The sequence below is a fragment of the Conchiformibius kuhniae DSM 17694 genome (assembly GCF_000428785.1).
GTDB lineage: Bacteria > Pseudomonadota > Gammaproteobacteria > Burkholderiales > Neisseriaceae > Conchiformibius > Conchiformibius kuhniae.
In genome coordinates this window covers 95,291-117,151 of sequence record NZ_KE386798.1, presented here as the reverse complement: position 1 = coordinate 117,151, position 21,861 = coordinate 95,291, and the positions used below count along the sequence as shown (strand labels likewise).

Here is a 21,861-nt window from a genome sequence, read left to right as displayed (position 1 = left end):
CAAGCGTTGTGATAAAAAATACCGTCATTCCCGCGCAGGCGGGAATCCACGTTGAAACCACACAAACATTGTCGGAACACACGCTTGCTGATAAACAGTGATGGATTCCCGCCTGCGCGGGAATGACGGACGGCGGTTTTGCAATCAAGTGATAATATGTTTCAATCAGGCTTGGTCTGCTCCAACTCCGCCGCCGCCGCCAACAGCGACAACCGCGCCAACACGCCGTAAACATACAAACGGTTGCCGATGCTGTCGGGATTTTCCGGGTCGGGGCGCGGAATGCCCATCTCGTCCCATTGCGCGAACACGCGTTGGCAGGCAGCCTGCGTTTCCGCATCGGTGGCGCTGCCCGCCGAAGGAATGCTCTCGTTGAGCGGCACAAAGGTCATGCCGCCCGCGTTCAGGTTTTCATCGTTGCCGCGCCCCTCGTGTACGCGGAAAAATCCGCCGATGACAAACCTGTCCATCATATACACCACCGGTTCGCACACCGCACCGTTTAAAGTTTCGTGGCTGTAAATCCCTTCCTGAACAATCACTTCACTGACTTCCAAACCTTCTTTGACTTTCGCCATTTTATTGCGGTTTTTGCGGTTCAGCCCGCGCACCTCATCGGCGGATTTCACGCTCATCACGCCCATGCCGTAAGTGCCGGCATCGGCTTTGACAATCACAAATGGTTGGTCGCTAATGCCTTTTTCATCGTATTTGGCTTGGATTTTCGCCAACACGCGCCCAACGGCTTCCGCCAGCGCGTCTTCGCCCGCACGCTCGTGGAAATCCAGCCCGGCAATGCGTTCAAAATAAGGATTGATGTCCCACACGTCCACGCCGATGAGTTCGGCAAACTCGGCGGCCACGCCGTCATAAGCGGCAAAATGCGCGGTTTTGCGGCGGGTCGTCCAACCGCCGTGCAGGGGCGGCAGCACGGTTTGGGCGATGCCTTGCAGCATTTCCGGCACGCCGCCCGACAAGTCGTTGTTCAGCAAAACCAAACACGGTGAAAATCCGTCCGCCAGATGCACGCGGTCGCGGGTGCGGCGCACGGGTTCCAGCGTAACGGTGTCGCCCAAAGCGGTGGTCAGTTCGGTCGGTGCGCTGATTTCGGGGTTGAGCGTGCCGATGCGCACGGCAAAACCGGCGTTTTGCAAAATGCCCGCCAAAGCGTGAACATTCTGCAAATAGAAGGTGTTGCGGGTGTGGTTTTCGGGAATCAGCAGCACGGAACGGGCGTTTTCGCAGGCGCGTTCCACCGCGTCTTGGGCGGCGATGGCGGCGAGCGGGATAAAGTTGGGATTGAGGTTGTTGAAGCCGCCCGGAAACAAATTCATGTCAATCGAGGCGAGTTTGTAGCCCGCGTTGCGGATGTCCACCGAGCCGTAAAACGGCGGGCGGTGCGCGTGCCACTTGCGGCGGAACCACGATTCGATTTTGACTTGGTTTTCCAGAACAGTTTGTTCAAAACGGCGCAGTGCGGCGGCGCGTTCGGGGGCGATGTCGGGGAGAATCACGGCGTTTCCTTTCGGGTCGGCAGAAAAGGGCGATTATAGGGCAAATGGGGACGGCGTGGTTTTGATTTGTTAAAACAGTTTGTTATTTGCGATATGACGCTTTGTCGCACTGCGGGGGCAAAAAACGCTGGCATTCGGCTGTTATCTGTTGCAATATTGCCGTTTTGTTCAGCCATCTGGGGCGCGTTATCAATTAACCGAACAACCTTTGCACCGTTATTCCCGCACAATCGGGAAGCCAACGACAAATTGAAACAAACCTTGATAAACCATTGTTTGTCGGTCATTGTGCGGTGGATTCCCGCATTTGCGGGAATGGCGGTATGCTCAATTGATGACACGCTCCAAACCGAATCCCGCCATGACGACACACACCATCTTTATTGACGGCGCGGCCGGCACCACCGGTTTGCGGATTGAAGAACGCTTGGGTGCGGCAGACGACATCACCCTGCTGCGTCTGCCCGAAGCGCGGCGCAAAGACCCCGCCGCCCGCGCCGAAATGATGGCGCAAGCTGATTTGACCTTTTTGTGCCTGCCCGATGCCGCCGCCCGCGAAGCCGTGTCGCTTGCGCCCGCATCGGCACGGATTTGCGACACCTCCACCGCCCACCGCACCGCGCCCGATTGGGTGTACGGCTTCCCCGAACTGCACGGTCGGCGCGAAAAAATCCGTTCCGCCAAGCGCTTGGCAGTACCCGGCTGCCACGCAAGCGGGATTATCGCCCTGTTGAAACCCTTGCGCGAATGCGGTTTGTTGCCCGACACCGCGCAACCCGTCTGCCATTCGCTCACCGGCTATTCGGGCGGCGGCAAAACCATGATTGCCGACTACGCCGCGCCCGACCGCCCCGAAGCCTTGTCCGCGCCGCGCATCTACGGATTATCCTTGCAACACAAACATTTGCCCGAAATCCAAGCGCAATGCGGCTTGTCCGCACCGCCCGTGTTTACGCCCGTTGTGGCGGATTACTATTGCGGCATGTTGGTGAGCATTCCGTTTGCCGTCAAAGATTTGAACGGTGCAAACGGCGAAGCGGCGGCGAAACTGTTTGCCGATTATTACGCGGGCGAAGCAATGGTGCGCGTGCACCCGTTCAACACCGCGCAAGCGGACGGCATGCTCGCCGCCAACGCCCGCGCGGGCGAAGACGGCATGGAAATTTTTGTGTCGGGCAACGATGAACAGGTGCTGCTGTGCGCCCGTTTTGACAATCTCGGCAAGGGCGCATCGGGCGCGGCGGTGCAGTGTATGAATTTGATGCTGGGGCGCGAGGAAACGGCGGAGCTGGTGGTTCAGGCAGCGTGAACTTCTTCCGTCATTCCCGCGCAGGCGGGAATCCAAGTTTGAACCATCAAAACCATTTTTGCCATTGATTGAAATGGATTCCCGCCTGCGCGGGAATGACGACCTGATTAAGGAAAAACATGCTTTCCATATTAACCACTTACACCGCCACCGTGCTGCTGTTTCTGATTATCCCCGGCCCCGTCAATCTGGCGGTGGTGGACGCAGCATCGCGGCGCGGTTTGAAAGGCGCGTTGTGCGCGGTGGCGGGAACGAATGCCGCTTCGCTGTGCCTGATTGCGGCGGCGGGCGCGATGTTGGCGGGCATCGGCAGCGCGAATGCGCGGTTTTTGGATTATTTGGCGTTGGTGGGCAGTATTTATTTGATTTATTACGGTTTCCAACTGTGGCGCACCCGCCGCGACCACCACGCCGCCGCCCGCGCCGCACAGCCCGCACAATACGGTAAAATCTTTGCCAACGCCTTTGCGGTGGGGATTTCCAATCCGAAAGACGTTTTGTTTTTTATGACCTTTTTCCCGCCGTTTGTGAGCCGTTTGCAGATGGATTTGCTGCCTGCGATGCTGGTGCTAACGGCATTGTGGTGCGTGCTGGATTACGCGGTGCTGACCGCCTACGGTTTGGGCATCGCCAAGCTGATGACCCCGCCGCGCCAAACCGCCGTGCAAAGCCTGTGCGCCCTGTTGTTCGGCGGTTTCGGCGCGTATGCGCTGTGGCGCACGTCTGCCACTTTATTTATTGTTTAAAAAGGAAAAACCATGACCCACACCCCCATCAACGGCGGCGTTTGCGCCCCGCAAGGTTTCCGTGCCGCCGGCATTCATTGCGGTATCCGTAAAAATAAAAACAAACGCGATTTGGCTTTGATTGTCAGCGATTGCGCCGCCGCCACCGCCGCCGTTTACACCCGCAACAAAGTTCAGGGCGCACCGCTTGCCTTGACGCGCCGTCATTTGGCGGACGGTTTCAGCCGCGCCGTGCTGTGCAATAGCGGCAATGCCAACACCTGCAATCCCGATGGTTTGCAGATTGCCGAGCAATGTTGCGAACTGGCGGCGCGGGCGTTGGGCGTGCTGCCTGAAGAAATTGTGATTGCCTCAACGGGCGTGATTGGTCAGCCTTTGCCGCTTGCGCCATTTGAACAGGGCATTCCCGCCGCCGTGTCGGTATTGTCGGCAGACGGCGGCGCAGACGCTGCCGAAGCGGTGATGACCACCGACACCCGTCCGAAAAGCCACGCCCTTGCCTTTGATTTGGACGGCACGCCCTGCCGCATCGGCATCATCACCAAAGGAAGCGGCATGATTAACCCGAATATGGCGACCATGCTCACCTTTATCACCACCGATGCCGCCATCACCCCCGCCCTGCTGCAACGCGCCCTGTCCGCCACGGTGGACGATACTCTGAACCAAATCAATATTGACGGCGACACCTCCACCAACGACATGGCGGTGATTCAGGCCAACGGCATGGCGGGCAATGCCGAAATCAACGATGAAAACAGCGCCGCTTATGCCGCGTTTTGCGCCGCTTTGCACGCTGCCTGCGTGTGGGCGTGCCGCGAAATCGCCGCAGACGGCGAAGGCGCCACCAAGCTGCTGGAATGCACCGTGCAGGGCGCGCCCGATGCCCGCAGCGCCCGCGCCGTTGCCAAAAGCATTATTTCCAGCGACCTGCTGAAAGCGGCGATGTTCGGCGAAGATGCCAACTGGGGGCGCGTGTTGTGCGCCATCGGTTACACCGAAGGCGATTTTGCCGCCGACAAAGTGTCTTTAACGCTTGCCAGCGACAAGGGCAGCGTGAAAGTGTGTGAAAACTCGGCGTATTTTCCGTTTAGCGAAGACGAAGCCGCCGAAGTGCTGTCCGCCGCCGAAATCCGCATCAACGTGGATTTGCATGACGGCACGGCATCAGCACAGGCGTGGGGCTGCGATTTGAGCTATGATTATGTGAAGATTAACGGCGACTACCGCAGCTAGTTAATAAATTTAATAAACAAATCATCAAGATGCAACCAAACACCGTTATTCCTGCGCAAACGGAAATCCATTACCGCTTGTCAAAAACCAACGTGGATTCCCACCTGCGCGGGAATGACGGCATTGTTATTGAATGCAAACCCGAAACGCCCCGTTTCCCCCACCCACAGGACAAACACCATGCACCAATCCCAAATCCACGCCCTTGCCCGCGCCATGGGCGAAGCCGCGCCCTACATCAAAAAATACCAAAACCGCACCATCGTGGTGAAATACGGCGGCAACGCCATGATTAACGAAGAACTCAAACAAGCCGTGATGCAGGATTTGCTGCTGCTGAACCAAATCGGCATCCGCGTGGTGCTGGTGCACGGCGGCGGGCCGGAAATCGCGCAAGGCTTGAAACTGATTGGCAAAGAAAGCGTGTTTATTGACGGCTTGCGCGTTACCGACCGCGAAACCATGGACGTGGTGCAGCAGATGTTGGCGGGCAAAGTCAATAAAAGTCTGGTCGCGCTGCTGAAAGGGCGCGGCATCGGTTTGTGCGGCATTGACGGCGGCATGCTGCTGTGCGAAAAACGCACGGGCGCGGCGGATTGGGGCTTTGTGGGCGACATTGTGCGCGTGGACACACATTTGATTGAATTTTCACTGGATTCGGGTTTTATTCCCGTGATTGCCACCATCGGCGCGGACGAACACGGCACGCCCTACAACATCAACGCCGACACCGCCGCCGGACAAATCGCCGTTGCCCTGAACGCCGCCAAACTGGTGAGCATGACCGACACCGCCGGACTGCTGCGCGACCGCCACGATGAAAACACGCTGATGGAGCGCGTGTCGGTAAACGACATCGCCGCGCTCACCGAACAGGGCATTATCGCGGGCGGCATGATTCCGAAAGTGGAATGCTGTGCGGACGCGGTACGCGGCGGCGTGGACGAAGCGGCGATTATTGACGGGCGCGTGGCGCATTCCATTTTGCTGGAAATGTTCAGCCACAAGGGAAGCGGCACGTTGTTTTGCCGTTAAACGGCATTTCGGGCAGCCTGAAACGTCCGCACCGTCATGCCCGCCAATGCGGAAATCCAAAACAAACTCAAGCAAACGCCGCTTAAAACACCGCTTACCAAACATCGGGCAGTGGACTTTCGCATTCGCGGGCATAACGGCATTTTTTATATTTCATGAGCAAAACATACACACCGAAAAGGAATCCCGATGAACTTTGTTTATTATGAACAAGCCACACCGAAAATGATTGAAAAATACCGAATGTATGAAGAAAGGGAGATGACAATAAGCGGAGGTTATTTGTATGGTATTCGTACGGGTTTTACACGCAAATTTGCATTTGGTATCAGGGTGGGTTTCCGCGATATTTTTTTAGATGATGAAGCAGAATGTTATTTCAGAATAGGTTCGGTGCCCGGATATATGGGTGGCAAACACGTTCATAGCTTTTTGTTATATGTTGATGGCAGAAAAATCTTGTTTACCATTCATCAGGAAAATGATGAAGGAGAATATGATGAAGAAAATATTAAATTGGTCTGGATTTGGGACAAAGGGAAAAAAAAGATTGAGGAAATGACTGCTGTTTTGCCGGTAATCAAAGAGGCTGTTCAGGCTTATTTTTTACACGAATGGCTAGAACCAATTAATCTTACTTTTGATTTTTAAATAAGGATTTGTATTATGGAAAATTTAGACGCACGGTCTGCCCGAAACAAACCGAAAAGGAATCCCGATGAACTTTGTTTATTATGAACAAGCCACACCGGAAATGATTGAAAAATACCGAATGTATGAAGAAATGGAGATGAAGAAAAACGGAGGTTATTTGTATGGTGTTTATGTGTTTGGGTATTTTAATAAATTTTTTTCGTTTGGCAGTAGGGGAGGATTTCAAGATATTTTTTTAGATGATGAAGCAGAGTGTTATTTAAGAATGGGCTCTTATCCTGGATACATAGGTGGCAAACACGCCCATAGCTTTTTATTATATGTTGATGGCAGAAAAATCTTGTTTACCATTCATCAAGAAAACGATGACGGGGAATATGATAGGGAAAATATTAAATTGGTCTGGATTTGGGACAAAGGGAGAAAAAAGATTGAGGAAATGACAGCTGTTTTGCCGGTTATCAAAGAGGCTGTTCGTGCTTATTTTTTACACGAATGGCAAGGGCAAATTAATCCAACTTTTGATTTTTAAATAAGGACTCGTGTTATGGAAAATTTAGACGCACGGTCTGCCCGAAACAAACCGAAAAGGAACAAAATGAAAAAAAGTATTTTAACGGCCGTCCTGCTGTTGGCGGCTGCCCTGCCCGCTTGGGCGCACACCGTGCGGGAAACCCTTGCCAACGGCATGACCGTTGTCGTGCGCGAAGACAAACGCGCCCCCGTTGCCACCGTCCAGTTGTGGTACAAAGTCGGCTCGATTGACGAACACGCGGGCAAAAGCGGCTTGAGCCACGCGCTCGAACACATGATGTTCAAAGGCACGCCCGCCGTGCCTTCGGGCGAATTTGCCCGCCGCATCTCGGCAATGGGCGGCAACAACAACGCCTATACCGCCAACGGCGAAACCGTTTACCACCAAACCGTTGCCAAACAACACCTGCCCGAAGTGCTGCGTTTGGAAGCCGACCGCATGCGTAACCTCAACTTCAGCGATACCGAATTTACCAACGAAATGAAAGTAATACGCGAAGAACGCCGTGAACGCATCGACGACAACCCAATGGGCAGCCTCTACGAACAACTGCAATTGCGCGCCTTCGACAAACCCGCCAACCGCACCACCGTCATCGGCACGATGGCAGACCTGCACACCCTCACCGCCAACGACCTGCGCCGTTGGTACGCGCAATGGTATGCGCCCAACAACGCCCTGCTGGTGATTGTCGGCGATGTGGACGCGCACAGCACCATCGCCGAAGTCAAACGGCATTTTGCCGGCATCGCCCCGCGCCCGCTTCCCGCCCGTCATCAATTGGACGAAGCCCAAATCCGCCAAGCCACTTCCGCCCGCACCACCGGCAACACCAAACAGCCCATGTTCATGCTCGGCTACCGCGTCCCCCACTTGCACCAACTGGACGACAAACTGCCCTATGCCCTGAGCATGCTGACCGACATTCTGGACGGACACACCGCCGCCCGCTTCGACAAACACCTGATTCGCGGGCAACAACTGGCATTGGAAATCGCCACATCGTATTCCGTGTTCGGACGGCAACCACAACTGCTGACCATCGCCGCCATGCCTTCCGAACGCGCCACCGTTACCCGACTGCGCCAAGCCATTGAAGCGCAAATCGCCGACATCGCCGCCAACGGCGTGGGAGAAGACGAACTGCAAAGAGCGCGGATTCGCGAAGAATCTGCCGCCGTTTACGCCCGCGACAGCATCGAAGGGCAAGCAGGCTTAATCGCCACCCTCGAACATCACGGCTTCAACCACGCAGACGAACACGAAATCCGCCAACGCATCGCGGCGGTAACTTCCGCCGACATTCAAGCCGCCGCCAAGCTGCTCACCGACCCACGCCGGCAAGTGTTCGTCCGGCTTGACCCGCGCCCCGCCCCCAAAACCAAAAAACGCTAGGGCGTGCCATCAATTAAACTTTTCTACTATAAATCAGCACAATACCAAAACGCCGTCATTTCCGCGAATGCGGGAATCTACTGCCTGATGTTTGTGAAGCAAGCGTAGCTTGGGTTGAAACGAAGTGAAAACCCAACATTTTTCCGAAAATTTATGGATTTTATTGGGTTTGTGCTTCGCGCCAACCCAAGCTACACCTGCGCGGGAATGACGGTGCAGAGGTTTTCCGGTCAATTGACGACACGCCCTAAAGCCCTAAAAAAACACACCATCTGCTTTCAAACAGATGGTGTGCTGATGCAGAACCCCGCAGATGCCGATTCGGCTGAGTCCGCTTGAACCTTGTAAACAAGGCGGTCGTCTCGGGCAGCTTCGGGTACATTCCGCAAGCGGAACGCGCGCACCTGCTGCAGCTCCCGACAACCTGAAGCAAACTTTATTGGTTCAAAGGAATGTATGCCTTCACGAACACCGCAGGGAAAAACTTATTTGAGCGCACTGTCGCACAACTCAATCAGGGCGTCTATTTTACCGCCGATTTGCGTTTCTGCCAACGATTTATTTTCGTTAATCTGCTTGAGCAAATCGTGGGTGAGGTTCAGCGCCGCCATAATCACCACCTTATCGGTTTCCATATTGCGCCCTGCGGTTTGAATCGCCGTGATTTTCTGATTGAGCAAATCCACCGCCTGCAGCAAGGTGCCGCGCTCCGCTTCGGGCGTGCCGATGGTAAAACGGCGGTTCAAAATGGAAACGTTGATTTGTTCGATGTTCATGGCTCACTCCCTTCCGACACGTCGTCTTGCACGGGCAGACGCGCCAGCAACTTGCGGATGTCGCCCGCACTTTGCAAAAGCAGGCTGCGGTATTCCTGATTTTGGGTATTGAGTTTGAGCATTTGCGTTTGCAAAGCGGTTTTTTCGTTTTTAATCTGCTCGTTCAGGCTGCCGATTTGGCGGCTCAGGGTTTGGCTGACCGTGTTCATTTCCTGCTCGTGGCGTTCTTTAAGCTGCGCGGTTTCGCGCTTGTGCCGCTCGGACTGCTCCGCCAAACGCTCGTTCAAACGCGCCTGCTGGTGCTGTGCCTCGTCCAAACGGCGCTGCGTTTTTTCTTCGTGCAATTGCAGCTCGTTTTCTTTTTCTGCCAACTCTTTACGCAGATTGTCCATTTGCTCGCCGTTGCGGTTGAGTTTTTCCGCCCACGCCGTTTCGGTGTCTTTCGCCGCCTGTTGCGCCGCTTTGAGCTCATCGCGCAGCGCCGTCATTTGTTTGTCTGCCGCATCTTTGCTGTCTTGCAGGCGGAAACCGAATTCCTTGCGTTCGTGTTCCAGCAAGTCCTGCGTTTCGAGCAAGTCGTTTTGCAGTTCTTTGACTTTATTTTGCAGCTCTTTGATGTGGCGGTCGGCGGCTTTTTCGGCAACATAAAGCTTGGCTTCAAATTCCTGCGATTCTTTTTCGGCGGTGTGCAGCTTGTCCGCCCATTCTTTGCGCTGCGTTTCCGCTTCGTCGCGGGCGGTTTGCAGCTTGTGTGCCAAATCGCCGATTTCGTGTTCGGCGCGGCTTTCGGTTTCGGAAAGCTGAAGCTGCAGGGATTTCACCCGCTCGTCCGCGTGCTTTTGTGTGGCTTGTAATTGTTTGTGCAGGCGTTCGTTTTCATCGGCGGCATGGTTTTCCACCGTTTTGATTTTTTCGTGCCATTCGCGCAGTTGTTTTTCGGCACGGCGTTCGGCGGCGCGAAGGGCGTCTTCCAATTCGCGGTAGCGGCGTTCGGCTGCCGACTGGCTTTCCGACAGGCGCTCCTGCCACTCGCGTTCCCTGCCTTGCGCGTTCAGGTCGCGCTCGTGTGCCAGTGCTTCCCAGTGCGCTTCTTTTTCCTGAAGCAATTGGGCACTTTCGCGGCAACGGTCGTCCAGTTGTTGGCGTTTGTCTTCCCACGCGCTTTGGGCGTTGTCGAATTTTTGCTGCCAATCTTGTTCGCATTTGTGCAGGTTGTTTTGCAAAAAGGTGATTTGGTCGCGCAAATTGACGCGCTCTTTTTCCAATAATTCAATCTGCTGTTCGTGAAAGGCGAGTTTGTCTTCCAGCTCGCCGATGAATTTTTGGGCGGCGGCGTCGCCCGGTTTTTTCTTGCGCTCGGCTTCCAGTTCGGCAGCTTGTGCCGCCAATTCGCCGTGCAGCCGTCCGACTTCTTCTTGTGCTTGGCGGCGCGATTCGTCCAATTCGCTCGCCAAACGGTCGCAGTCGGCCTGTTTGGTGCCGATTGTGCCAATCAGCTCGCGCAGTTTGTTTTCAAGTTGTTCTAAGTTGCGGTTCATAGTGGCTTTATTTCTCTGAAATTTGTGCGGGGGCGCGGGTGTGTTCGCCGGTGGGTTCGCGCCGCATCAGGCGGGCGGCGATGTCGGCGGCGGCGGTGCGTCCTTCAAACAGGTCAAACAGGGCTTGGCTGACGGGCATGTCGATTCGGTAGTGCCGTGCGGCGCGGCACACTTCGGCAACGGCAGGCACGCCTTCGGCAACGTGTCTGAGCGCGGCAAGCGCCTGCGGCAGGGTTTGCCCTTGTGCCAGCGCCAAGCCCACTTGACGGTTGCGCGAGAGTGCGCCGGTGCAGGTGAGCAGCAAATCGCCCATGCCCGACAAACCCATCATGGTGGTTTCCTGTGCGCCCATCGCCACCGCCAAGCGGTTCATTTCCGCCAAACCGCGCGTCATCAGGGCGGCACGGGCGTTCATGCCCAAGCCCAAGCCGTCGCTCAAGCCGGCGGCAATCGCCATCACGTTTTTGACCGCGCCGCCGACACACACGCCGACAACGTCTTCATTGGCATACAGGCGCATCACGGCGGTATTCAGTTCGGCAGACAGGGCGCGTATCCACGCCGCATCGTTGCCTGCCAAACACACGGCACAAGGCAGTTGCCGCGCCAATTCCTGCGCGAAGCTCGGGCCGGAGAGCACGCCGGTTTTGCCGTTGTCGGGCAACACCTGCGCCAGCACCTGAAACGGCAGCAAACCGCTTTGCGGCTCAAAGCCCTTGCACGCCGCCAGCACGGGAATACCCGCCCCGCCCGCACCGCGTACCGCTTCCATGCAGCCGCGCAACGCCGCCACCGGCACGACCGCCAACAACAATTCGCAACCGCGCAACGCGTCTGCCAACTCGCTGTGCGGCGACAATTGCGCCGGCAGCGCGACATCGGGCAGATAGCGGCGGTTTTCACGGTGCAGACGCATTTGGGCGGCATGCTCGGGATTGCGCGTCCACAAAGCCGTGCGATGACCGTGTACGGCAAAATGCACCGCCAGCGCCGTTCCCCACGCGCCCGCCCCCAAAACGGTGATATTCATGCAGACTCCTTCACGCCGCCGCCCCTTACGGACGGCAAGACGGCAATTCTAACACAACACTTACAAAATGCTAAAAAATATCCGTTTGCACACGCCTTAAGCCGCAAGCTGCGCCACCGCACGGAACGCCTGTTCCACCGCGTCCTGCAAATACGGCTTCCACGCCACGTCCGTCCCCGCCATCACGATATTGCCCACACGCTTTTGCATTTGCGCGGTGGCGCGTGCGGCGGCTTCGTCAGAGTCCCACAACGGCACCTGCTCATAGCTGTAGCCGTGCGACCAACGGTTGAAGGTGATGCCCGCCAGCACATCGTCCAAAGACTCACCCGCCAAACGGTACAGCCCCGCCAACTGCCCGCGCAATTCCGCTTCCAAAGCCGCCAAGTCCTGCCCCGCCAAACGCGCCCGTCCGCCGCGATACATGGCGCGCGCGTCCGCGCCGTCAAAAGCGGTGGCGATGCGGACGGCGTGCAGCACGATGGGTTCGTCCGGCGTGGCGGCGTGGCGGTAGCTGCCGATGTTTACGGGGTCGTCCAGTTGCAGCAAACAATACGGCGCATCGGGCGCATACAGCGAATACACGCCCAATTTTTTGAACGCACGGGCGTTTTTCAGCGCCACTTTGGCATACACCATCGGAATTTTCACATTGCTTTTCATCGCGTTTTGCTGCGCTTGCGGCATTTGCGGCACAATCCGCGCCGCCAAAGCAGCGTGTCCGGCAAACACGCACTGCCGCGCCGACACCCGTTTGAGTGCGCCGTCCTTGCCGACATACAGCGCCGCCACCGCGCCATCGCGGTTTTCCAAATGCACGGCGGTGCTGTTCAAGCGCAAACGGACACGATGCTCGGGCTTGTCCAATTGCGCGTAGTCAAACGGCGCGGTAACGATGTCTTCCATCGTGCTGCCCGAAGCGGCGGCGGGAATCAGCTTGCGTACCAGCAAACGGGCAATCGAAGCATTGCCGTCCGGAAAATGGTAGATGTAGGGTTCTTTCGCTGCTTTTTCCACAGGCAACGCCAGTTTTTGCGTTCCCGGATAGCCGTTTTCCGCCGCTTCGCCCACAGAAACGGCGTTAATGGCATGTCCCCAGTATTCGGAACTGATGTTGGCAAGAAAGCGTAAGGCATGGTGCGGCAGCTTCACCGTGTCGCGCAAAAAAGCATAATAATCGGTTTTTTCGGCAAAATATTGCCTTTGCTTGCGTGATTTGCCGCGCAAATAGTCTTTGGGGCGCGTGTACAGTTCGGTGAGCGCGGCGCGGTCGGCTTCGGGAAGCGGAAAACGCGCAATCGCGGCGGCGGCGGTTGTCGGGTCGTTCAGATCGCCCGCCACCACCATATCTTGCCCGAACGATGCCGCGCCAAACAACACGCCTTTGCTCAAGCCCCATTGTTTCGCATACAAATCTTTTTGAAAATATTGATGAAATTTTCGGTAGTCCACGCCCAATTCTTTCAGCAGCGCGTGGGCGTTTTTGGAAAAGCTGCTTTCGGGCGCGTCCAGCGACTCGCTGCCGCCGTAGGTAATCAGGGTTTTGCCGTCCACCACAAATTCGTTGCGCTTGGCATGGCCGCCGAAATCGTCGTGGTTGTCGAGAATCAGGATTTGGGCATCGGGTTTGGCTTTGCGGTAGAGATAGGCGGCGGTCAGCCCACTGATGCCCGCGCCCACCACCAGCAAATCGCATTGTTCGCCCCCATCTTCGGGCAAAGCATGGCGTTTGCCGCCCAAAGCAACGCCGTGTGCGGCGTGTTGGCTGCCGTCGTGGTCGCCGCGCAAGCCCGACAAAGACGGCGGATAATACGGCAAAGCGGAAGCATCGCTTTCGGGCAAGCGGTAAGCGGCGGGGTTGGTGCAAGACGCCGCCAGCAACGCGGCACTGCCGCCCAAAAAACGGCGGCGGGTAAAACGGACACTCATAAAGTACAACAAAACAACAACTGCAAACACCAAATTATAGACCAAGCCGCCGCCGCCCTGCCGCCAAAACACCACCAAACAAACGGTTTTGTGGCATAATCGCCCCACTCCGCGCCCCGTATTGCCGCGAAAAACCCGATAAATTTCAAACCGCAGCGCATCATTTGCCGTTGCCCCGCAACCCGACACCGCAAGGAAACAGCATGACCGCCACCCCCAAACGCAAAATCCTCGTAACCTCCGCCCTGCCCTACGCCAACGGTTCCATTCACTTGGGACACATGGTCGAGCATATCCAAACCGATATTTGGGTGCGCTTTCAAAAACTGCGCGGCCACACCTGCCACTACTGCTGCGCCGACGACGCGCACGGCACGCCCGTGATGCTCGCCGCCGAAAAACAAGGCATCGCCCCCGAAGACATGATTGCCCGCGTGCGCGAAGAACACTTGGCGGACTTCACCGGCTTCCACATCGGCTACGACAATTATTACAGCACCCACTCCCCTGAAAACAAACAGTTTTCCGAACAGATTTACCGCGCCCTCAAAGCCAACGGCAAAATTGAAAGCCGCGTGATTGAACAACTGTTTGACCCCGAAAAACAAATGTTCCTGCCCGACCGTTTCGTCAAAGGCGAATGCCCCAAATGCCGCGCCCAAGACCAATACGGCGACAACTGCGAAGCCTGCGGCGCGACTTACACCCCCGCCGAACTGATTAACCCCTATTCCGCCGTCTCCGGCGCGAAACCCGAACTGCGCGAATCCGAACATTTCTTTTTCAAATTAGGCGAATGCGCCGACTACCTGCGCGAATGGACGGCAGGCAGCACCACGCTGGCAAACGGGCGCGTGCAAGCCCACCTCCAGCCCGAAGCCCTGAACAAAATGAAAGAATGGTTGGGCGAAAACGGCGACAACACCTTGTCGGATTGGGATATTTCCCGCGATGCGCCCTATTTCGGCTTTGAAATTCCCGATGCGCCCGGCAAATACTTTTATGTGTGGCTGGACGCGCCCGTAGGCTATATGGCTTCGTTTCAAAATCTGTGCGAACGCATCGGCTTGAATTTTGACGATTATTTCCGCGCCGACAGCGATGCGGAAATGTATCATTTCATCGGCAAAGACATTTTGTATTTCCACGCCCTGTTTTGGCCGGCGATGCTGAAATTTAGCGGCCACCGCGCGCCCACCGCCGTGTTTGCACACGGATTTTTGACGGTGGACGGCGCGAAAATGTCCAAATCGCGCGGCACGTTTATCACCGCAAAATCGTATTTGGAACAAGGTCTGAATCCCGAATGGATGCGCTACTACATCGCCGCCAAGCTCAACAGCAAAATTGAAGACATTGATTTGAATTTAAACGATTTTATCGGTCGCGTAAACAGCGATTTGGTCGGCAAATACGTCAATATCGCGGCGCGGGCGGCGGGCTTTGTCGCCAAACGTTTTGACGGGCGTTTGCGGGACGTTTCAGGCAGCCCGTTGATTAATCAACTGGTTGAACAATCGGAACAAATCGCCGCCGATTACGAAAACCGCGAATACGCCAAAGCCATGCGCGACATCATGACGCTGGCGGACGCGGTGAACGAATACACCGATGCCAACAAGCCTTGGGAGCTGGCGAAGCAGCCCGAACAGGCGGCGCGTTTGCACGAGGTGTGCAGCGAATTGATTAACGCTTTTAAAATCTTGTCGGTGTATTTGTCGCCCGTGCTGCCGAAAGTGGCACAACAGGCCGCCGCGTTTTTGAATGTGGACACGCTGACGTGGCAGGATAGCACGCGCACGCTGTCTGAAAACCACATCATCAATCCCTACAAACACTTAATGCACAGAATCGAGGAAAAACAAGTGAACGATTTGATTGAAGCCAACAAAGCCGCCGCGCCCGCGCCCGAACAAAACGAAGCCCAATCATCGGCTTACGAGCCGGTTGCCGCGCAATGTTCGTTTGACGACTTTTTGAAGGTGGATATGCGCGTGGCAAAGGTGCTGAACTGCGAAGCGGTGGAAGGCAGCAGCAAGTTGTTGAAATTCAGCTTGGATTTCGGTTTTGAACAGCGCACGATTTTTTCGGGCATCGCCGCCAGCTATCCCGAACCTGCGGTTTTGATTGGCAAAACGGTGATTGCGGTGGCGAATTTCGCGCCGCGTAAAATGGCGAAATTCGGCGTGTCGGAGGGCATGATTTTGTCGGCGGCGGGCGCGGACGGCAAGTTGCATTTGCTGGAAGCGCACGCGGGGGCGCAGGCGGGCGATAAGGTCGGCTAGGCGTGTCATCATTCAAATTCTTACTGAAAATCAGTGCAATATAAAAATACGCCGTTATGCCCGCGTAGGCGGGAATCCACTGTGCAATGCTTGGCAAGCGATGTTTTATCAAGGTTTGTCGTGCTTTGACTCGGATTCCCGCGCAGGTGGAAATGACAGCACAGCGTTTTTTCAGTCAATTGATGATATATAGTTGATAAAAATAAAAACGAGACAAGGCGGCAACGCCCGCCGTGTACGGGTAGTACATAAGGGCGTTGGCAACGCCGTATCGTTACGATTTTAATCAACTATAGTTGAAATGATTGATTTTTCAGACAAGGCGGCAAGCCGCAGACAGTATGGATAATACGGCAAGGCAAGCCAACGCCGTATGGAAAACCATACGACCCAAGCGCGATGATTCGGGCAGCTTGTGCAGGTGTGCGCGGGCTGCCCGAATTTTTTTGCTACAAGGGCTTGCGCTGCCACCATTTGCGGGGGTGCGCCACACGCCCGATGCCGTCCGCACCAAACACCAGCACCGCCGCGCCGTCGTGGTCGGTACGCAGCAGTTCGATTTGCCGTGCTTCAAGTCTGGCAACCACTTCGGGGTGGGGGTGGCGGAAGGCGTTGGCAAAGCCGTTGGCGGCGATGGCGGTTTCCGGCTCGACCGTGTCCAAAAATGCTTCGGCTGTCGAGGTTTTGCTGCCGTGATGCCCCAACACCAGCACGTTGCTGTAGAGTGCGCTGCCGTATTTTGCCATTATGGCGCGTTCGCCCGCCACGCCCAAGTCGCCGGTAATCAAGATGGCGCGTCCGTTGGCAATCACGCGCAGTACGCAGCTTTTTTCGTTGTCTTTGGCGTTGGCGGCGGGCGGCGGGGTGAGAAATTCAAAGACGGTGCCGCCGCTTTGCCAACGGGTGCCGTCCGCGCAATGCTGCGCCCGCGCTTGGGGATAGTGTTCGGGCTGACCTGCCCACAGTTTTTTGATTTTCAGGGCTTTGGCAAGGGCGGGATAGCCGCCGTCGTGGTCGTCGTCGTGGTGCGACAATATCAGGGCATCGAGTTTACCGATGCCCAAGGCGCGCAGGTTGGGCAGCAGTGCCATTTCGGCGGCGGCGGGCGTGCCGGTGTCGAACAGGACGTTTTGGGACGGGGTTTGCAGCAGTACCGACAGGCCTTGTCCCACGTCCCACACGCGCACGGTCAAAGGGGCTTGCGGTGCGGGCGGGCGGTAGAGCAAAAACACGGCGATGGCACAACACGCCAACGGCCGCCATCTTCCGCCCTGCGGCAGCAGCAGCAAAAATGCGCCCGCCAATGCCGTCAGCAATACCGGCGCAGGTGCTTGTGCCAGTGCCATGTCGGGCAAACGCGCCCCCAGCCACAGCAATGCCGTGCTGACCCATTCGCCCAACACCGCCGCCCAGTCGCGCACAAAATCAAACGGCGACACCGACGACAACAACGCCACCGGCACCAGCACCCACGAAAACAAGGGAATCGCCACCGCGTTCACGGGCAGGCTGAACACGGGCAAAGTGCCGAAAAAATGCGCCGCACCGATACCCCCCACCAAAGTCGCCGCCCATTGTCCGCGCACCGCCTGCCACCATTTGTGTTCGGGCAAGCGGTTTGCCAATGTCCACAACAGCGTTGCCACCAAGCCGAACGACAACCAAAAGCCCGCCGTCAGTACCGCCGCAGGTTGCAGCAGCAGCACGCCCGCCAACGCCGTCCACCACACCTGCCACGCCGTTTGCGTGCCGCGCCGCGCCCATGCCCATGCAAACACGCACAGCATCAACAGGCTGCGCAGGGCGGGAATCTCAAAGCCCGCCAAACCCGTGTACACTGCCGCCGCCGCCACGCCCGCGCCCAACTGCCACAAACGCGGTCGCGCCGGCACGCGCCGCAGCCGCCGCATCAGCCAACGGCACAGCAAACCCGCCATCACCGCCACCATCGAAATGTGCAAACCCGAAATGCTCACCAAATGGTTCAAGCCCAAAGGACGGAACGCCGCCCACACATCGTGCGGCAAGCCCGAACGGTCGCCCACCGACAACGCCCGCATCAAACCCGCCCCGTTGGACACGCCCGCACCGGTGCGCCGCCACGCCGCCGCGATTTTCGCCCGCCAATGCCCGATGTCTGCCCACGCCCACGCACCGGAGGGCAACGCCGTACGCTCCTTTCCCAACGATGCCAAACCGTCAATGCCGTTTGCCAATGCCCACGCTTCGCGGTCAAATCCCGCCGGATTACGCATGCCCAAAGGCGCACGCACCCTTGCCCGCACCCGCCAACGCTCGCCCGTTTGCCACACCCGCCCCGAATAATCGTAAAACAACAAACGGTATTCGCGCCCGTCTTCCGTCCGCGCATCGGCAACAAAACGGCTGCTTTTGTCGGCACGCTCGGGCAAACCGCGCACCCGAATATCCAATTGCACCGACTGCGGCGACTGCGCCACCGCCCATTGCGCGTCCAAAGCAAGCTGCGTGCGCCACAAAGCATACACCATGCCCGACACCGCACAAAACAGCCCCAACATCACCGCCAAACCCGTCCGCCGCCCCGCGTAAAACGCCCATGCCGAACCCGCCGCCGCCGCAAACCACAACCCCGCCCACACCGTCCAACTGCCGCGCACGGGCAGAAAAAACGCCGCCACCGCGCCCGCACAAAATGCCGGCAACACACATCTGCGCCACATATCCGCACCACCTTGTCATCATCAAGCCGCAAAACCGAAAGCAGGTCGGGCAAACACACCCGACCTGCCGTTACAAGCCAACCTTCACATCATGCTTTAGGGCGTGTCGTCATTTACTTATGCGGCGGTATTTTCAGCTAAAATCCGCACCTGCCGTGTTGAAAATCCCTGCAAGGTGTCCGACCTTGCGCGGATTTTCGCCTTGCATCTGCGGATTTTTGCTTGAAAAACCGCTTTGCAAAGCAATTGATGACACGCCCTAAACGTGCGCCGCAAACGACACAATCACCCCGCAGCCCTCTGCCGCCGCATCACGGTAAAAAGCGCACAACTTGCCGAACCAGTCCCGCATTTCCGCCACACGCTCCGGCGCATCGCAAGCTTCAAATTCTTCGCTGCCCTGCAAACGGAAGGCTTCGTCAAACGCCGCCAAATCGCTTTCCGATACCCCTTCCGCCGACTGCTTGAGCGATTGGGCAAACACCTGCCAACGGCTGTCGAAATCCACCTGCGCCAACACACGGGCAATGTCTGCCGTGTCTGCCGCACCGATGTACGCCGCGCCCATGTCGCTCCAGCCGTCCAAATATTCCACGCCGTCTATCGCGGCAATCAGCTTATCGTTGTCGGGCGTGTCGGCACCGGTAAACACCGCTTGCAACACGCGCCAAAGCTGCGGCACTTTCAAATGGCGGCGGCTGCCCTCATCGGGCAGACCGAAACGGTGCAACACATCGTCCTTGCTGCCGCGCCGGCCGTTGAGCGTATCGGCGATTTCGCGCAAATCGGCTTCGGGATAAGCGGTATAAACAAGATTCGTCATGTATTTTCCCCTTCTCTCAAACGGAACGGCACAAGTGTAAACCACAACGCCTGTCAAGTCCATCCATATCAGATTGAAATTAATCAATACTTAAATATATAGTTAAATTTAAAAATTTCTAACTTTCTAGTAATTAAAAGTCCCCATACTGGTAAATATAGGGACTTTTAAAAAACTTAAATATTCATTTATGGCACAGATAACTGCTAATTTCTCAACAACTCTTATTCCGTCCGCAAGTAAAAATTTCTATAGGACTATTACCCCCATACTTTTCTTCTAACTGACTAAGAGATAAATTTCTATGACAATCTATAACACTACCTTTATCAGGATAAATATAAAGTGTTAATCCTGCGCCATCATAATCCATAAAATTAAAAATAACCTTGCCACCCGATTTGTTTTCTCCACTCAATGTTTTTAAATAACTACCCCACTTAATTTTAAATTTAACTTCATTATTTTTTGGTTCAAATGCACAAGAAATAATGCCACTTTGATTTGTTTGACGGTAGCTCTTTGCTCCAGCAGGTGCAACACAAGCAAAAACCCATACTGCCGCCAACAATGCACGGTTAAATTGCTTCAATTTTTTCATAATCATCTCCATGTATTTACGAAATTTTTCGAAAATTTACCCCCCCTGCATCCTTGTCAAGATTTTTTTAAAGAAAAATTTTAAATATATGATTTATTTATAAATAAAAATCAAGAAACACATAACTCAATACCTTTGTTAAAATTAAGTATTCACACAAAATTTATAAAATAATTTAAATGAAATACAAAGATTTACGAGAATTTATCGCCCAATTGGAACAACAGGGCGAACTCAAACGCATCGCCGCGCCCGTTTCCCCGCATTTGCAGATGACCGAAATCGCCGACCGCGTATTGCGGCAGGGCGACGCGGCGTTGTTGTTTGAAAACGCGGTGCGGCAAGACGGCACGCGCTACGAATTTCCCGTCCTCGCCAACCTGTTCGGCACGACCGCGCGGGTGGCGGCGGGCATGGGCGCGGACAGCCCCGCCAAACTGCGCGAAATCGGTCAAACGCTCGCCTACCTGAAAGAACCCGAACCGCCCAAAGGCATCAAAGACGCGTTTGCCAAACTGCCTTTGCTGAAGGACATTTGGAGCATGTCGCCGAACATCGTCAAAAACGCGCCTTGCCAACAAATTGTTTGGGAAGGGGAAAACGTGGATTTGACCCGCCTGCCGATTCAACATTGCTGGGCGGGCGACGTTGCGCCTTTGATTACTTGGGGTTTGACCGTTACGCGCGGCCCGCACAAAAAACGTCAAAATTTAGGTATTTACCGCCAACAGCTTATCGGCAAAAATAAATTGATTATGCGCTGGCTGGCGCATCGCGGCGGCGCATTGGATTTTCAGGCGCACAAGAAATTGCACCCCGACACGCCTTATCCCGTTGCGGTGGTGTTGGGCTGCGACCCTGCCACCATTCTCGGCGCGGTAACGCCCGTTCCCGACACTTTGAGCGAATACCAGTTTGCGGGCTTGCTGCGCGGGGCGCGGACGGAGTTGGTAAAGTGCATCGGCAACGATTTGCACGTTCCCGCCCGCGCCGAAATCGTGTTGGAAGGCGTGATTCACCCCGATGAAACCGCGCTGGAAGGGCCCTACGGCGACCACACCGGCTATTACAACGAGCAAGACCGTTTCCCCGTGCTGACGGTGGAACGCATCACCATGCGCGAAAATCCGATTTACCACAGCACCTACACCGGCAAACCGCCTGACGAACCGGCGGTGTTGGGCGTGGCGTTAAACGAAGTGTTTGTGCCTTTGCTGCAAAAACAGTTTCCCGAAATTGTGGATTTTTACCTGCCGCCCGAAGGCTGTTCCTACCGCATGGCGGTGGTTTCCATTAAAAAACAGTATGCGGGACACGCCAAACGGGTGATGATGGGCTGTTGGTCGTTTTTGCGCCAGTTTATGTACACCAAATTCATCATTGTGGTGGACGATGATATTGACTGCCGCGACTGGAAAGAAGTGATTTGGGCGGTAACCACGCGCATGGATCCCGTGCGCGACACGGTTTTGATGGAAAACACGCCGATTGATTATTTGGATTTTGCCAGTCCCGTGAGCGGTTTGGGCGGAAAAATGGGCTTGGACGCGACCCACAAATGGGCGGGCGAAACGCAGCGCGAATGGGGGCGCGTGATTGAGCGCGATGCGGCAACGGTGAAGCAGGTTGATGAAATGTGGGATAAATTGGGATTGTGAACGCAGCACCATAAAGCACCGTCATTCCTGCGTTTGCGGGAATAACGGTGTTTTGCATACTAGGCGTGTCATCAATTGACTGAAAAAACACCACA

General features: G+C 55.8%; 18 protein-coding genes and 1 other RNA gene. 9 read left to right on the top strand and 10 right to left on the bottom strand.

Going from position 1 to position 21,861, the window contains the following annotated elements; translation table 11 throughout:
- Positions 1–161: 161 nt before the first annotated feature.
- Positions 162–1,514, bottom strand: a complete 1,353-nt coding sequence (gshA, locus tag G392_RS0110275; RefSeq protein WP_027010138.1) for a glutamate--cysteine ligase — start codon at positions 1,512–1,514, stop codon at positions 162–164.
- Positions 1,511–1,801 (bottom strand): hypothetical protein, encoded by a 291-nt coding sequence (locus G392_RS13810; RefSeq protein WP_156900915.1) that lies wholly within the window; start codon positions 1,799–1,801, stop codon positions 1,511–1,513. Before G392_RS13810 ends, gshA begins: the two co-directional genes overlap by 4 nt.
- A gap of 74 nt (positions 1,802–1,875) precedes the next feature.
- On the opposite strand from G392_RS13810, the gene argC reads away from it, so the two are divergent.
- The 7 genes from argC (at position 1,876) to G392_RS0110230 (ending at position 8,424) form a co-directional block, all read left to right on the top strand.
- Positions 1,876–2,823, top strand: coding sequence for an N-acetyl-gamma-glutamyl-phosphate reductase (gene argC, locus G392_RS0110270; RefSeq protein WP_027010137.1), 948 nt, complete (start codon positions 1,876–1,878; stop codon positions 2,821–2,823).
- A 119-nt stretch (positions 2,824–2,942) separates the two neighbouring features.
- The gene (locus G392_RS12800) at positions 2,943–3,569 is read left to right on the top strand and encodes a LysE family translocator (protein ID WP_084165983.1); all 627 of its coding nucleotides are present in this window, start codon (positions 2,943–2,945) and stop codon (positions 3,567–3,569) included.
- Positions 3,570–3,581: 12 nt separating this feature from the next.
- Positions 3,582–4,805, top strand: coding sequence for a bifunctional glutamate N-acetyltransferase/amino-acid acetyltransferase ArgJ (gene argJ, locus G392_RS0110260; RefSeq protein ID WP_027010136.1), 1,224 nt, complete (start codon positions 3,582–3,584; stop codon positions 4,803–4,805).
- A gap of 180 nt (positions 4,806–4,985) precedes the next feature.
- Positions 4,986–5,840 (top strand): acetylglutamate kinase, encoded by an 855-nt coding sequence (gene argB, locus G392_RS0110250; protein WP_027010135.1) that lies wholly within the window; start codon positions 4,986–4,988, stop codon positions 5,838–5,840.
- Between the two features lie 189 nt (positions 5,841–6,029).
- A complete protein-coding gene (locus G392_RS0110240) occupies positions 6,030–6,491 on the top strand; it encodes a hypothetical protein (RefSeq protein ID WP_027010134.1) in 462 nt (153 codons plus the stop codon).
- Between the two features lie 67 nt (positions 6,492–6,558).
- Entirely contained in the window at positions 6,559–7,026 is a 468-nt protein-coding gene (locus tag G392_RS0110235) for a hypothetical protein (protein ID WP_156900914.1), read from the top strand.
- Positions 7,027–7,092: 66 nt separating this feature from the next.
- A complete protein-coding gene (locus G392_RS0110230; protein WP_027010132.1) occupies positions 7,093–8,424 on the top strand; it encodes a M16 family metallopeptidase in 1,332 nt (443 codons plus the stop codon).
- A 300-nt stretch (positions 8,425–8,724) separates the two neighbouring features.
- Here the strand turns inward: G392_RS0110230 and ssrS are convergent.
- The 5 genes from ssrS to G392_RS0110205 form a co-directional block, all read right to left on the bottom strand.
- Positions 8,725–8,907: non-coding RNA, 6S RNA (ssrS, locus tag G392_RS13395), on the bottom strand.
- A gap of 2 nt (positions 8,908–8,909) precedes the next feature.
- Positions 8,910–9,200: a cell division protein ZapA gene (locus tag G392_RS0110220; protein WP_027010130.1), complete on the bottom strand. Its 291-nt coding sequence runs from the start codon at positions 9,198–9,200 to the stop codon at positions 8,910–8,912.
- On the bottom strand, positions 9,197–10,738 hold the full coding sequence (locus G392_RS0110215) for a coiled-coil domain-containing protein (RefSeq protein WP_027010129.1): 1,542 nt from the start codon (positions 10,736–10,738) through the stop codon (positions 9,197–9,199). Before G392_RS0110215 ends, G392_RS0110220 begins: the two co-directional genes overlap by 4 nt.
- Positions 10,739–10,745: 7 nt before the next feature.
- Complete coding sequence (locus G392_RS12795; RefSeq protein WP_051255692.1) at positions 10,746–11,768, bottom strand: NAD(P)H-dependent glycerol-3-phosphate dehydrogenase; 1,023 nt, start codon at positions 11,766–11,768, stop codon at positions 10,746–10,748.
- 96 nt (positions 11,769–11,864) lie between these two features.
- Entirely contained in the window at positions 11,865–13,805 is a 1,941-nt protein-coding gene (locus G392_RS0110205; protein WP_342663321.1) for an NAD(P)-binding protein, read from the bottom strand.
- Between the two features lie 95 nt (positions 13,806–13,900).
- Here G392_RS0110205 and metG point away from each other — a divergent pair, with 95 nt between their 5' ends.
- Positions 13,901–15,982, top strand: a complete 2,082-nt coding sequence (metG, locus tag G392_RS0110200; protein ID WP_027010127.1) for a methionine--tRNA ligase — start codon at positions 13,901–13,903, stop codon at positions 15,980–15,982.
- Between the two features lie 449 nt (positions 15,983–16,431).
- On the opposite strand, the gene G392_RS0110195 is transcribed toward metG, so the two are convergent.
- The 3 genes from G392_RS0110195 to G392_RS13805 form a co-directional block, all read right to left on the bottom strand.
- Positions 16,432–18,684, bottom strand: a complete 2,253-nt coding sequence (locus G392_RS0110195) for a DNA internalization-related competence protein ComEC/Rec2 (RefSeq protein WP_027010126.1) — start codon at positions 18,682–18,684, stop codon at positions 16,432–16,434.
- A 259-nt stretch (positions 18,685–18,943) separates the two neighbouring features.
- Positions 18,944–19,507, bottom strand: coding sequence for a DUF1877 family protein (locus G392_RS0110185; protein WP_027010125.1), 564 nt, complete (start codon positions 19,505–19,507; stop codon positions 18,944–18,946).
- Positions 19,508–19,721: 214 nt separating this feature from the next.
- On the bottom strand, positions 19,722–20,108 hold the full coding sequence (locus G392_RS13805) for a hypothetical protein (RefSeq protein ID WP_156900912.1): 387 nt from the start codon (positions 20,106–20,108) through the stop codon (positions 19,722–19,724).
- Between the two features lie 179 nt (positions 20,109–20,287).
- On the opposite strand from G392_RS13805, the gene ubiD reads away from it, so the two are divergent.
- Entirely contained in the window at positions 20,288–21,766 is a 1,479-nt protein-coding gene (ubiD, locus tag G392_RS0110180; RefSeq protein ID WP_027010124.1) for a 4-hydroxy-3-polyprenylbenzoate decarboxylase, read from the top strand.
- Positions 21,767–21,861: the final 95 nt, after the last annotated feature.